Here is a 13,723-nt window from a genome sequence, read left to right on the forward strand (position 1 = left end):
CGATGGAGAAGCTCCAACGCCAATACGCCACGGCCGTGGATGCCCTGAATCGTCGGGCATGGACCCAGGCCAGACAACTGGGCGAGCCGTTGTTGCAGCACTGGCCTGATCACGCCGGCCTGCACTTCGTCATTGGCGTGGCCGCCCTGGAACAGGGCGCCTGGAAGGACGCATTCCGTCATCTGGTAATGGCGACCCGACTCAACCCGCAGCGCCCCGACTACGCGGCGCAGTTTGCGCGGCTCCTGCTGGAATGCCAGCAGCCAGGCGATGCGCTGGCACAAGCAGAACGGGCGATGGCGCTGCAGCCCTCCGACCCGATGACGCTCAATACCTTGGCGGTGGTGTTGACCCGCTGCGGCGCGCATGCGCGTGCTGCGACCGCCTTCAAGACCGCGGTCGAGCAAGCCCCGCAAGAGGCGAGCCTGCATTTCAACCTGGCCACCGCGCTGACGGCGATAGGGGATCTCGCGGGCGCCAGCGAGGCATGCGAGGCCTGCATCCGTCTGCAGCCGGACTACTGGCGTGCGCATCTCACTTTGGCGCAACTTTCCAGGCAGACGCCCGAGCACAATCACGTCGAACGCCTGCAGGAACTGCTCGCCCAGCACGCCACCCCTTCGGCGCAGCTCCACCTCAATCTTGCGCTGGAGAAGGAGCTCGATGACCTGGGCGAGCCGCAGCGCGCCATGGCCCATCTGATCGCCGGCAAGGCGGCGTGGCGGCCGCAGCTGAATCGGTCCGGGCCGAGCGATGCCTCCGTCTTCCAAGCCATCGAGCAGGCCAGCCAGGTTCTTAACTCGGCTGGCTCAGGCTACCGCGGCGCGCCACCGAAGCCCATTTTCATCGTCGGGATGCCCAGAAGCGGCACGACCCTGGTCGAACGCATCCTGTCCTCCCATTCCCTGGTCCACTCGGCCGGCGAGCTTCAGCACTTCCCGGTGGCGTTCAAGAAGGCCACCGGCATTCTCTCTCCCTGGATTCTGGATCCCGAGACGCTGGCTGCAGCACAGCGCATCGACTGGCGCGCACTGGGAGAGGATTACCTGCAGATGGCACGCTCGGTCGCGGGAAGCAAGGCGTTCTTCATCGACAAGCTGCCGCAAAACTTCCTCTACGTCGGCTGGATCGCCCAGGCCTTGCCCGAAGCGAAGGTCGTCTGCCTGCGACGCGATCCCATGGACACCTGCGTTGCCAACTTTCGGCAGCTGTTCGCACCGACCCCGCAGTACAACTACTCGTTCGACCTTCTTGATGTGGGACGTTACTACATCGGATTCGACCGGCTCATGGCGCACTGGAACCGTCTGCTGCCGGATCGCATCCTGGAAATCGACTACGAGGACATCGTCGAGCACCAGGCGGACAGCACGCGCAGGCTGCTCGCATTCTGCGGACTGGACTGGGAGGACGCGTGCCTGTCGTTCGAGCGCAACACCGCACCGGTGTCGACGGCGAGCGCGGTGCAGGTGCGCTCGCCGATCTACCGCAGTTCGCTGGGACGCTCGAAACGCTACGGCGAGGCATTGGCCCCGCTTCGCGAACTCCTGACTCAAGCAGGCCTGATGAACGGCCCGCGCAACCGCGTCGAGCACACCTGAAACAACAAGCCGCACGCCGACTCGGCTGCGTACGCGAGGAATGAAGAACACCCAAAGCAAAGGGCCGGTCCTTTCGGACCGGCCCTCCTGTTGCATCGAACCCGATCGAATCGATCAGTAGTCGTAGCGGACCGTGAAACGGAGCGACCGCGGCGTCTGGTAGTTCACATCGTTGAGGTAGTTCGGGCTGATCACGTCGCGCGAGGCTTCCTTGAACTCGTTGTACTCGGTGACCTTGCCGTTGTTGAACACGTTGAACACGTCGATCTTGAACTTCAGCTTGTTGTCCGCCCACGACGGCACATAGGCGGCCGACATGTCCAGCGTCCAGGACCAAGGCGTGCGACCGGCGTCGCCGCGCTGGCGCAGTTCGCGCGTGCCATCGTCGTTGAGGCAGTAGAAGCTCGACCCGCTGTAGGCGTTGAGCGTGCCGGCATCGGGCTGGGCGATGCCTTCCAGCGGGATGTAACCCTGGCAGTTGACCGGACGGCCGGACTGCACGATCAGGTTGCCGCCGAACTGCCACTCCGGGGTCAGCGAATACACGCCGAACACCTTCAACGTATGGCGGCGATCGTTGGGCAGGAAGCCGTAGCTGCCGTCCATGAACAGCCTGTGGTCGAAGTCCTGGGTCAGGCCGGGATCGCCCTGCTCCAGCGTCGAGTTGACGTAGCCTTCGATGTTGCCCTTGCTCTTGGCGTAGGTGTAGGAACCCTGCAGGTTGAGCTTCTCGCCGGTGCGCTCGAAGAATAGCTCCAGACCGCTGTACTTGCGCTTGTACTTGGGCAGGCCCAGGTAGGACGCCGGCAGCGTGGCCAGTTCGACTTCGCCGTCGCCGTTGAGATCGACGTTGATGGTCACGTCGTCGCCAGGGTTCAGGAAGTAGCAGCTGGGCACCGAGGTGTAGTCGAAGTCGTCGTAGCCGTTGTCGGCGGCCCAGTCGATCCACGGATTGGTCGTGCAGGTGTCGTCCATGCCGGACTTCACCTCGCGATAGGTCAGGCGCGTTCCAACCATCCAGGCATCGGTCAGCTGCACCTGCGCGCCCAGGATGACTTCGTCCTGGTACATCGGGGTCAGGCTGGTCGAGGCGACGGACGCCGGATTGGGCGCCTGGCGCGAACCGTTGACCTGGGTCGGGCCGATCTGGGCACCCTGGCCCACGGGCCGGCCGTCGGCCTCGTTCCAGCCGTTGACGTAGTACCAGTTGAATTCGGTGTACTCAGAGCCGGTGGCGCGGATGCTCGAGTTGCTGGCCACCGGGATGTAGTAACGACCGGCGGTACCGAAGAACTTCAGGCTGGCGTCGCCCACCACGTCCCAGGAGAAGCCCAGACGCGGCGCGATCTTGTAGTCCGACTCGACCCAGGCGATGCCGTCGCCGTTCTTGTTCTCGAACTTCTCGCCACGCACACCCAGCTGCACCATGAAGTTGTCGGTGACCTGCCAGTTGTCTTCCAGGTAGATCGCGCTGTTGACGTTCTCGTAGCTGGCGCTGCTGGTCTCGCGCACACGCGAGCGGGCATAGACCGCGCCACGCGGGACGAGCTGGCCATTGACGGTGCGGCCCGGCTGGCCGGCGTAGGCGCCGGTCGCGACGGCGTTGCCTGGCACGGTGTAGTACGCCCAGTTGATGCCGCCGGCATAGGTCTGGCCGCGGTGGCTGGAGTCGTACTTTTCCTGGTCCACGCCGAAGCGCAGCTTGTGATCGCCCAGGATCCACTCCGCGTCCACGCGGTAGGCCTTACGCACGTCTTCGTCCGGTGCCACGTCCGGGTCGGCGATAAAACTGATGGTTCCGGGGTTGCAGCCGATGTAGCGGTCCACGACGCTGGTGGTCAGGCCGAAGCTGTAGGCCCAGGGGCACTCGCTGCCCGGCGGGTTGGCAGGCAGGCGCGAGTCGATCAGGTTGCTGAGGTAGCCGTACTGGGCCGACAGGGTGAAGTTGTCGGTGACATAGCCGGTGTACTTCAGGATACCCAGCTTGCCGCCGTTCTCGATCTCGTACTGCTCGATCGGCGCCTCGTGGCGACCGACGTTGTAGCGGTTCTCGCCGTCGGCGGTGAGGTTGTAATCGTAGGTGTGGTACTTGGTCTTGCGCTTGTTGTAGAGCCCGGTGAACTCCAGCAGGTTGTTGTCGGTGATGTACCAGTCCAGCTTCAGGAAGCCCTGCGGGGTGGTATCGCTGGTCTTGCGGCTGTTCAACGAGTAGTAGTCGTCGGTCTGGTTGTCACGCCCTTCGGCCAGGGCGAAGAAGAACAGCCGATCCTTGATGATCGGGCCGCTCGCGTAGGCCGAATAGATCAGGCTGCTCGAGGTGTTGTCGCTGCGATACTGGTAGAGCGGATCGGCGGCATCCGGATCGCGCTCCCAGACGTCCTTGCCCGAGGCCTTGCCCCACTCCGGCTCCCACTCGACACTGCCGCCGAAGTGCCAGTCGTTGGAGCCGGACTTGGTCACGATGCTCACGATGCCACCCAGCGAACGGCCGTACTCGGCGCTGTAGCCGCCGGTCTTGACCTGCTGCTGCGCGATGGCCTGGAACGGCATGCGCGCGAAGGACAGCATGTTGCGCATGTTGGTGACGTCGAAGCCGTTGATGTAGTAGCCGTTCTCGGCGACCGAGGAGCCGCCGAACGAGGCCAGGTTGCCGAAGCCGGTATCGCCGCGCACGGTGCCCGGCGCGAGCAGCGCGACGGAGGTCACGTCGCTGGACACCGGCAGCGCGGCGATCTGGTCGGCGGTGAAGACCGAGGTCGACTCGACCGAGGACACGTCGATGGGGTTGTAGGCACGCGCGCCGACCACGGTCACCGAGTCCAGCGTGGTGGCGTCGCCACCGAAGGTCACCTGCGAACCGCTACCGACCTTGACCACGACATCGCGCGTCTGGCCATCGGCCGTGATCGCGTAGTTGCCCGGCGGCAGCTGGCTGAAGGTGAAGCGGCCCGAGCCGTCGGCGACGATGGAGCGGGTAAAGCCCGTCTGCGGGCTCTGGATGGTGATGGTGCTGCCCGGCTGACTGCTGCCGAAGATCGAACCCACGGCGCTCTGCGCCTGCACGCCGCCGGCCACGCACATGCCCAGCGCCACGCTAAGCGCGCTGCGCCGGATATTGCTGGACAGCCTTCCACGAACTCCACGAGTTGCCATATCTCTCTCTCAGATAAGTGCGACGCAGGCCGGTGGCGGCCCCGCCAGAAGTAGTCCCCTCCGTCGATGGCGCGCACCGGATGTGTCGATACGTGACAGAGTCGTACACGTCGCGACGTGGCGCCATCAGTGGCTTAACGGAAGGTTGACCCGAGATTAACCTGCGTTTTATTTGTCGCAAGCTGACAAAAATTACAAGTGCGTAAAAGTATGCTTCTGCGTGATGAACGGGGGTTGTGGACCCGTTGTCCTACCTACGCACACGGACGACACGGCCATCAGATGACTTTGTTGTCACACACGACACATCACGACCAAAAGCGACCGGCTTCCCCACCACACGCCGCAGTACGGTATAAGGGCGCAAGACCACATCCCTGGGAGGGGAGCGATGCACAAGACGATCCTGATGTTGTCCCTGGCCGTGCTGGCCGGCGCCGCGTCCAGCGCGATGGCGGCCGACGGGGCGGTGGGACGCTGGAAGACCATCGACGACAAGACCGGCGAAGTGAAATCCATCGTCGAGATCAGCGAGGCGGCCAACGGCAGCCTGACCGGCAAGGTCGTGGAGATCCTCAAGTCGGACAAGGGCCCCAACCCGGTCTGCGACGGCTGCTCGGGCGAGCGCAAGAACAAGCCGATCAAGGGCATGACCATCCTGTGGGACCTCAAGCCCGATGGCGCCAACGAGTGGGCCGGCGGCACCATCCTCGATCCGGCCAACGGCAAGACCTACAAGTCCAAGATGGAGCTGCAGCCGGGCGGCAAGAAGCTCGACGTCTCCGGCTGCATCGCCTTCATCTGCCGCGCGCAGACCTGGCTGCGCGAGTAGCGCCAGTCGCGCCTCCGCCAACACCCGACCAGCCCGGCATCGCGCCGGGCTTTTTTGTGGCCCTTCTCCAGCATGCAGGGACGGGGCCTGTCAGCGACTTGCCTGCCGTATCGATGCGCACACGTCGCGCTCTCGCCTCGATCCACTCGGTGCGGGTTCTCGGGTAAATCAGCCATCCATCACTGGTTTGTCGCTGCAGCCCCGTGGGCCGCTCTCGGTAGCCCCAGCCGAGTTGGGCACTTCGACAGTTGGATCAGGACTTCCTTCGACCCGGAATCGAGTAGCGCGACGAGCAAGGCAGCGGGCCGGCGGGCGGTGGCCGCGACGAGCGAGGCAGGAAGCCGAGCGCCTTAAAGCAGGGCAGGATGCCCTGATCGAGGGACAAGCGGACACCGCCCGCCGGACCGCTGCCCACCCGAAGCCACAACGCCCAGGACTACGTTCCCTGGATCGGAAGAAGACCCTTTCCAGGAGTCCAAAGCCCAACCGGACGGCCATGCGATAATCGCCGACCCCTCTGGTCCGCCATCGCCATGACCCGCACCGCGCTCGTCTCCAACGCCCTGCCCTACGCCAACGGCCCCCTGCACCTAGGCCACCTGGTGGGCTACATCCAGGCCGACATCTGGGTGCGGGCGCGGCGCATGCGCGGCGACAACGTCTTCTACGTCTGCGCCGACGACACCCATGGCACGCCGATCATGCTGGCGGCCGAGAAGGCCGGGGTCACGCCCGAGGCCTTCATCGCCAACATCCAGGCCAGCCACGAGCGCGACTTCGCCGCCTTCGGCGTGGCCTTCGACCACTACGACTCGACCAACAGCGACGCCAACCGCGCGCTGACGGAGCAGTTCTACGTGGCGCTGGAACAGGCCGGCCACATCAGCCGGCGCAACGTCGCCCAGTTCTACGACCCGGCCAAGGGCATGTTCCTGCCGGACCGCTACATCAAGGGCATCTGCCCCAACTGCGGCAGCCCGGACCAGTACGGCGACAACTGCGAGGTCTGCGGCGCCACCTACTCGCCGACCGATCTGAAGGAACCCAAGTCGGTGATCTCCGGCGCCACGCCGGAGCTGCGCGACTCGGAGCATTTCTTCTTCGAGGTCGGCCACTTCGACGGCTTCCTGCGCGAGTGGCTGGCCGGCGATGTCGCCCTGCCCGGCGTCAAGGCCAAGCTGCGCGAATGGCTGGATGCCGAAGGCGGCCTGCGCGCCTGGGACATCTCGCGCGATGCGCCCTACTTCGGCTTCCAGATCCCCGGCCAGCCGGGCAAGTACTTCTACGTCTGGCTGGACGCGCCGATCGGCTACCTGTCCAGCTTCCGGAACCTGTGCGCGCGCCTGGGCGAGGACTTCGCGCCGCACCTGGCCGCCGGTACCCAGACCGAGCTGCACCACTTCATCGGCAAGGACATCGTCAACTTCCACGGCCTGTTCTGGCCGGCGGTGCTGCACGGTACCGGCCATCGCGCGCCCACGCGCCTGCACGTCAACGGCTACCTGACCGTCGATGGCGCCAAGATGTCCAAGTCGCGCGGCACCTTCATCATGGCGCGCACCTACCTGGACGTCGGCCTGGAGCCGGAGGCGCTGCGCTACTACTTCGCGGCCAAGTCCTCCGGCGGCGTGGACGACCTGGACCTCAACCTGGGCGACTTCGTCGCGCGGGTCAACGCGGACCTGGTCGGCAAGTTCGTCAACCTGGCCAGCCGCTGCGCCGGCTTCATCGACAAGCGCTTCGAGGGCCGGCTGGCCGATGCGCTGCCGGACGCGGCGCAGTACCAGCGCTTCGTCGAGGCGCTGGGTCCGGTGCGCGAGGCCTACGAGCGCAACGACCCGGCCGCGGCGATCCGTCAGGTGATGGCGCTGGCCGACGAGGCCAACAAGTACGTCGACGAGACCAAGCCCTGGGTCATCGCCAAGCAGGAGGGCGCCGATGCCCAGCTGCAGTCGGTCTGCACGCAGGGCCTGAACCTGTTCCGCGTGCTGGCCGCCGGCCTCAAGCCGGTGCTGCCGCGCACCGCGGCCGAGGCCGAGGCCTTTCTGTCCGCGCCGGTGCTGGGCTGGGAGGAACTGGCCCAGCCGCTGACCGCGCACGTCATCCAGCCCTACACCCCGCTGTTCACCCGAATCGACCCCAAGCGCATCGACGCCATGACCGACGCCTCGAAAGACACTCTGGCCGCCGCGCCAGCAGCACCCGCCGCGACCAAGCCCGCGCCCGCCAAAACCGAAACGAAGGCGCCCACCAATCCCCAATCCCCAATCCCCAATCCCGGCCTCATCGGCATCGACGACTTCGCCAAACTCGACCTGCGCATCGGCAAGGTGACCGCCTGCGCGTTCGTCGAAGGCTCGGACAAGCTGCTGCGCTTCGAACTCGATGCCGGCGAACTGGGCACCCGGCAGATCTTCTCCGGCATCCGCGCCAGCTACGGCGAGCCGGACAAGCTGGTCGGCCGCAGCGTGGTGTTCATCGCCAACCTGGCGCCGCGCAAGATGCGCTTCGGCGTCAGCGAGGGAATGATCCTGTCGGCCGGCTTCGACGGCGGCGCGCTGGCGCTGCTGGACGCCGACGCGGGCGCGCAGCCCGGCATGCCGGTGCGCTGACCGCCACACAGCGGCACGTTCCTTCACACCTCGGCCGGGCGCGAACCGCGTACAGTCGGCCGAGCACATCGCGCCCCGCGTCCATGTCCCCAGCGCCTCCGACTCCCGACGCCAGCCCGCGCTCCCGCCGCGCCCTGACGGGGCTGAACTTCTTCGTCGCCGATGTGCAGGACGGGCTCGGCCCGTTCCTGGGCGTCCAACTGCAGTCGCTCGGCTGGCAGGCCGGCGCCATCGGTCTGGCGATGACCGCCGGCGGCATCGCCGGCCTGCTCGGCACCGTCCCGGCAGGTGCGCTGGTGGACGCGACCCGGCGCAAGCGCGCGGTCGTGGCGCTCGCCTGCCTGCTCACGGTGGCGAGCAGTTGCCTGGTGCTGGCCTCGCACGCCTTCCCGGTGGTGGTCGCCTCGCAGGTGGCCAGCGGCCTGTGCGGGGCGATCATCGGCCCGGCACTGACCGGGCTGACCCTGGGCCTGGTGCGGCAGGCCGGGTTCGAGCGGCAGATGGCGCGCAACCAGGTGGCGAATCATGCCGGCAACGTCGTGGCGGCCGCCGCGGCCGGCTATCTGGGCTGGAAGTTCGGGCTGGTGGCGGTGTTCGCGCTGTTGGGCGGCTTTGCCCTGCTGGCCACCGCCAGCCTGTGGCGGATCGACCCGCGCCAGATCGACCACCAGGCCGCGCGCGGCAGCGAGCCGGGCAGCGACACGGCGCCGTCCGCGCAGGCGGTGCGCTGGCGCGATCTGCTGCGGCAGCGCCCGCTGCTGTTGCTGGGCATGGCGCTGCTGTTCTTCCACCTGGGCAATGCCGCCATGCTGCCCCTGTACGGCCAAGCCGCGGTGGCCACGCACGCGGCCAATCCGGCGGTGTTCACCGCCGCCACGGTGATCATCGCGCAGCTGGTGATGGTGCTGGCCGCGCTGGCGGCGATGCGGCTGCTGCCGCGCTATGGGCATTGGTGGGTGTTGCTGTTGACCTTCGTCGCCCTGCCGCTGCGTGGACTGGTCGCCGCCGGCACGCTGGGTTCGCTCTGGGGCGTGCTGCCGGTGCAGGCGCTGGACGGCATCGGCGCCGGCCTGCAGAGCGTGGCGGTGCCGGCCACGGTCGCCAGCCTGATGCACGGCACCGGGCGCACCAACGCCGCGCAGGGCCTGGTGATGACGCTGCAGGGCGTGGGCGCCTCGCTCAGCCCGGCGCTGGGCGGCTGGATCGCGCAGCACTGGAGCTATCGCATCGCCTTCCTCGCGCTCGGCAGCGTGGCCGTGCTGTCCCTGGTCCCCTGGCTGCTGCACGGCCGGCGGGCCGCTGCGCGAGACGCGATCGCATGACGCCCTGGCTGGTGTGGGCCACGACCGCGGCGACGGTGGTGTGCGTGGTGACGCGCCCGGGGCGCCTGCCCGAATGGGTCTACGCCGTGGCCGGCGCGCTGGTCGTGGCGCTGTCCGGCGCCCTGCCCTGGGCGGGCGTGGGCCATGCGGTGGGCGAAGGCCTGGACGTGTATCTGTTCCTGGCCGGCATGCTGCTGCTGTCCGAGCTTGCGCGCCGCGAAGGCCTGTTCGACTGGGTCGCACAGCTGGCCGCGCAGCATGCGCGCGGCTCGGGGCGGCGCCTGTTCGCGCTGGTGTTCGCCACGGGGGTAGTGGTGACCACTTTCCTGTCCAACGATGCCACCGCCGTGGTGCTGACCCCGGCGGTGATCGCGGTGGCGCGCAAGGCGCGTGCGCCGATGCTGCCGCTGCTGTTCGCCTGCGCCTTCGTCGCCAATGCGGCCAGCTTCGTGCTGCCGATCTCCAACCCGGCCAACCTGGTGATGTTCGGCACGCATATGCCGCCCTTGCCGCAGTGGCTGGCGCGGTTCGGGCTGCCGTCGCTGGCGGCCATCGTGCTGACCTATGCGGTGCTGGCCTGGAGCCAGCGACGCGCGCTGGCCGGCGCGGTGTCCACCGAAGTGCCGATGACGCCGATCAACGCCCACGCCCGGCTGACGCTGTTTGCCCTGGCCGCGACCGCGCTGGTGCTGATGCTGGCCTCGTGGCAGGACTGGTCGCTGGGCTGGCCGACGGCGGTGATGGCGGCGCTGGCCGTGCTGGCCGTCTCGCTGCGCGGACGCAGCGCGCCGTGGCCGGTGCTGGCCGGCGTGAACTGGGGCGTGCTGCCGCTGGTGGCCGGGCTGTTCGTGCTGGTCGAGGCGCTGCGCCAGACCGGCCTGGTCGCGACCCTGGCGGGCCTGCTGCGCGACCAGCTGCAGGCCGGCACGGTCCAGGCCACCTGGGTGGTGGCCGCCGCCACGACGGTGGCGGGCAACGTCGCCAACAATCTGCCGGTGGGGCTGCTGACCAGCGCCACGCTGGCCCAGGCCGCGCCGCCGGAAGTGGTGCGCGACGCCGCGCTCATCGCGGTGGACCTGGGACCCAACATCGCCGTCAGCGGTTCGCTGGCGACGCTGCTGTGGCTGTCGATCCTGCGCCGCGAGGGCGAGCACGTCGGCTTCTTCCAATTCCTGCGCCTGGGCCTGGTGGTGACCCTGCCTGCGCTGGCCGCGGCGATCGCGCTGCGGCTGGCGCTGGGCTGAAGACGGCGACCGGGCCATCCGATGCAGCTGGCGCTGTTCGACTTCGACCACACGCTGACCGCGCGGGACACCTATGCCGGTTTCCTGCGCCGCATCGCCACGCCCGAGCAGCTGGCGCGGGCGCGCTGGAACGTCGCGCCGTGGCTGCTGGCCTACCGAGCGCGGCTGGTGTCGGCCGGCGCGCTGCGCACGCGCGTGACCCGCATCGCGTTCGAAGGACGGGCCCATGACGAGGTGCTGGCAGCCGGCGAACACTACGCGCGCGACGTCCTGCCCGGCGTGCTGCGGGCGGACATGTATCAGCGCTTCGACCAGCACCTGGCGCGCGGCCATACCGTGGTCGTGGTCTCCGCCTCGCTCGATGCTTACTTGCGCCCGTGGTGCCAGGCGCAGGGCGTGGCGCTGATCTGCAATGCGCTCGAGCATGTCGACGGCCGCTGCACCGGCCGCTATGCCGGGCGCGACGTGGGCCGGCACAAGGTGGCGCGCATCACGGCCGAGTACGATATCGCCAGCTTCGAACGCGTCCACGCCTACGGCGACAGCGGCGAAGACAAGCCGATGCTCGCCCTGGCCCACGCACGCTGGTACCGCGGCCGGCCCTGCTCCTGACCGATCCGCACACCCCCGCGCAGCCCGACCGCCACGCATGACCGATCTTTCCCCTTCCCTCGTCGAACGTCTCGACCGCCTGCTGCCGCAGACCCAGTGCGGGCAGTGCGGGTTCGACGGCTGTCGCCCCTATGCGCAGGCGATGGCGCGCGGCGAGGCCGGAGTCGAGCGCTGTCCGCCCGGCGGCGATGCAGGTGCGCGCGCGCTGGCGCAGGTGCTGGGCGTGCCGGCGCAGCCGTTCGATCGCAGCCGCGGTGCGCATCTGCCGCCGCGCGTGGCGCTGATCGTCGAGGCCGACTGCATCGGCTGCACCAAGTGCATCCAGGCCTGTCCGGTCGATGCCATCGTCGGCGGAGCCAAGTTCATGCACACCGTGCTGGAGGACCTGTGCACCGGCTGCGCGCTGTGCGTGCCGCCGTGTCCGGTGGACTGCATCGTGATGGAGCCGGCGGCTTAAAGCCGCACGCCTAACCCGTCAGGGCTGCCTCAGTGCGCGGCGCACGCGCTGCAGACGCGCTCCACCGCATAGCCCTTGGCGCGCAGTTTCTCGACCACGCCGTCGGGCCCGAGCAGGTGCAGCGCGCCGACCACCACCAGCGTGTCGTCTCCGCCCGGGCCCTGCAGACGCGCCTCGAGCTTGGGCAGCCAGGCGTCGTTGCGCGCTACGTTGATGCGCTGGTACAGCGCGGGGTACTCGCGCTTCATGTCCGCGGCCAGGCCGTCACGCAGCGTCTGCACGTCGCCGGCACGCCAGGCCGCATGCAGGCGCTGGGCTTCGCGCTCGCCGGTGGCACCGGCATCGTCGAGGGTCTCGGCCAGGTACTGGCGCTGCTCCTCGGCGCTCATGCCATCGAGCATGGCGACCTGATCCTGCCCGCGCTCCAGCCCGCTGACCGGCTTGCCGGCCTGGCGGGCCAGTTGGATGAAGTGCAGGTCCAGGCCCAGCTGAGGGTCCAGTCCCTGCGCGGTCATCTCCTGCACGCTGAGGGTGGTCGCCACCAGCCACGGCTCCAGATGCGCGAACAGGTCGATCGGCAGGTTGTGCGCCTGCGCATAGGCCTGCAGCTTCGTCCAGGTCTTGGCATCGATGCGCTGCTGCAGGGTCTGCCCGGCGGGCAGCTGCGCGGCGGCCAGCATCGCCTGACCCAGCGCCGGCGATTGCAGCTCATCGCCGGAGAGTTCCAGCACCACCTGTTCGGCATCTGCGAAGGCCGCATCGACGTCCGGCGAGAGCGGATAGTCCTGCGCGGTGAGCAGGTGGAACGAGCCCAGCAGGTACAGCGTGTGCTCGCCCTTGCTGACCTTCCACAGCAGCGGCACAGGCGGCGTGGCCCAGGCCGGCGCGGCCGCGGCCAGCAGCAGCGCGGCCAGCAGGAGGCGGCGCAGCGCCGACATCAGTGCGTGCCGCCGCCGACCGGCCCGGTGTACATCTTCTCGCCGGCATCGACCAGCAGATCCAGCCGGTTCTCCGCCGGCGGCAGCGGACAGGTCGCGTAGACGGTGAACACGCAGGGCGGGTTGTAGGCGCGGTTGAAGTCCACCACCACGCGGCCCTGCGCGTCGGGCGCGTCGGTGTCGATGAAGCGCCCGGCCGGATACGAGCCATGCCCGCTGGTGCGGTCGGCCAGCACCAGGAACAGCCCGCCGTTGTCGCCTTCCATCGCGGTGAGCGCGTAGCGCTTGCCGTCGCGTTCGAACTCCACCTTGCCCGGGCTGGGCGCGGCAATGGTGTTGCCGACCATGTCGGCATAGGTCAGCGTGGCGCCGGCCGGACCCGGCACGAACCTGCCCTCGATGCGCCAGGCCGGATCGGGCGTCCAGTATTCGAGCTCGGTGAAGCCCACCCGCGCCGGCGCGTTGGCGCTCTTGATGCGCAGACCGTAGCGCGGGCCGCGGTGGATCAGGGTCATCCGGTCGGCGCCGTCGTCGAAGCCGATCACCGTCGCCGGCCCGGACTGGTCGTCGACCAGGCGGATGCGCCCTTTCAGCGGCTGGCCGTCGGCGGTCACCGCCACGCCGCGCTCGGGGGTGAAGAACACCTTGTCGCCGTCCACCTGGACCAGGCCCAGCTTGGGCGGACCGACTTCCAGCTTGATGCCGCTGGCCTCGCTGCGGCCGATGTAATGCGCCTTGAGCGTGAGCCAGTGCAGCCCGACCAGGCTGGTCCAGCCGTCGGGCGCCAGCAGCGCCTGGCGGCGCTCGGTGCGCCAGATCGCGTTGTCGGCCAGGAAGGTGGTGTCGGAGGTCACCGCCGGACCGGCCTGCGGCGCCGCCGCGCGATCGCTGCAGGCCGTCAGCACCGACGCCAGCGCCAGACATCCGAAAAACGCTCCGGTCTTGCCCATCG

At 68.4% G+C, this 13,723-nt stretch carries 10 protein-coding genes; 7 read left to right on the plus strand and 3 right to left on the minus strand.

Features of this window, described 5'->3' with window-relative positions; all coding sequences use genetic code 11:
* Window positions 1–2: 2 nt before the first annotated feature.
* Window positions 3–1,601: a sulfotransferase gene (locus ACFJIT_RS08915; protein WP_379655622.1), complete on the plus strand. Its 1,599-nt coding sequence runs from the start codon at window positions 3–5 to the stop codon at window positions 1,599–1,601.
* Window positions 1,602–1,715: 114 nt separating this feature from the next.
* Here the strand turns inward: ACFJIT_RS08915 and ACFJIT_RS08920 are convergent, their stop codons facing one another.
* Complete coding sequence (locus ACFJIT_RS08920) at window positions 1,716–4,754, minus strand: carboxypeptidase regulatory-like domain-containing protein (protein WP_379655623.1); 3,039 nt, start codon at window positions 4,752–4,754, stop codon at window positions 1,716–1,718.
* Between the two features lie 391 nt (window positions 4,755–5,145).
* Between ACFJIT_RS08920 and ACFJIT_RS08925 the strand changes: the two genes are divergently transcribed.
* From ACFJIT_RS08925 to rnfB, 6 genes are all read left to right on the plus strand, one after another.
* Window positions 5,146–5,586 (plus strand): DUF2147 domain-containing protein, encoded by a 441-nt coding sequence (locus ACFJIT_RS08925; protein WP_130522197.1) that lies wholly within the window; start codon window positions 5,146–5,148, stop codon window positions 5,584–5,586.
* Between the two features lie 533 nt (window positions 5,587–6,119).
* Window positions 6,120–8,198 (plus strand): methionine--tRNA ligase, encoded by a 2,079-nt coding sequence (gene metG / locus ACFJIT_RS08930; protein WP_379655624.1) that lies wholly within the window; start codon window positions 6,120–6,122, stop codon window positions 8,196–8,198.
* Window positions 8,199–8,281: 83 nt separating this feature from the next.
* Window positions 8,282–9,520 (plus strand): MFS transporter, encoded by a 1,239-nt coding sequence (locus ACFJIT_RS08935; protein WP_379655625.1) that lies wholly within the window; start codon window positions 8,282–8,284, stop codon window positions 9,518–9,520.
* Entirely contained in the window at window positions 9,517–10,764 is a 1,248-nt protein-coding gene (locus tag ACFJIT_RS08940; RefSeq protein ID WP_379655626.1) for an arsenic transporter, read from the plus strand. The genes ACFJIT_RS08935 and ACFJIT_RS08940 overlap by 4 nt, the downstream gene beginning before the upstream one ends.
* Window positions 10,765–10,785: 21 nt before the next feature.
* Window positions 10,786–11,376 (plus strand): HAD-IB family hydrolase, encoded by a 591-nt coding sequence (locus tag ACFJIT_RS08945; RefSeq protein ID WP_379655627.1) that lies wholly within the window; start codon window positions 10,786–10,788, stop codon window positions 11,374–11,376.
* A gap of 37 nt (window positions 11,377–11,413) precedes the next feature.
* Complete coding sequence (gene rnfB, locus ACFJIT_RS08950; protein WP_130529583.1) at window positions 11,414–11,833, plus strand: Rnf electron transport complex subunit RnfB; 420 nt, start codon at window positions 11,414–11,416, stop codon at window positions 11,831–11,833.
* A gap of 29 nt (window positions 11,834–11,862) precedes the next feature.
* On the opposite strand, the gene ACFJIT_RS08955 is transcribed toward rnfB, so the two are convergent.
* Window positions 11,863–12,771 (minus strand): TraB/GumN family protein, encoded by a 909-nt coding sequence (locus ACFJIT_RS08955; protein WP_379655628.1) that lies wholly within the window; start codon window positions 12,769–12,771, stop codon window positions 11,863–11,865.
* The gene (locus tag ACFJIT_RS08960) at window positions 12,771–13,721 is read right to left on the minus strand and encodes a DUF1684 domain-containing protein (protein WP_379655629.1); all 951 of its coding nucleotides are present in this window, start codon (window positions 13,719–13,721) and stop codon (window positions 12,771–12,773) included. The genes ACFJIT_RS08955 and ACFJIT_RS08960 overlap by 1 nt, the downstream gene beginning before the upstream one ends.
* Window positions 13,722–13,723: the final 2 nt, after the last annotated feature.

The sequence above is a fragment of the Pseudoxanthomonas sp. UC19_8 genome, from assembly GCF_042700505.1.
Taxonomy (GTDB): Bacteria; Pseudomonadota; Gammaproteobacteria; order Xanthomonadales; family Xanthomonadaceae; genus Pseudoxanthomonas_A; species Pseudoxanthomonas_A winnipegensis.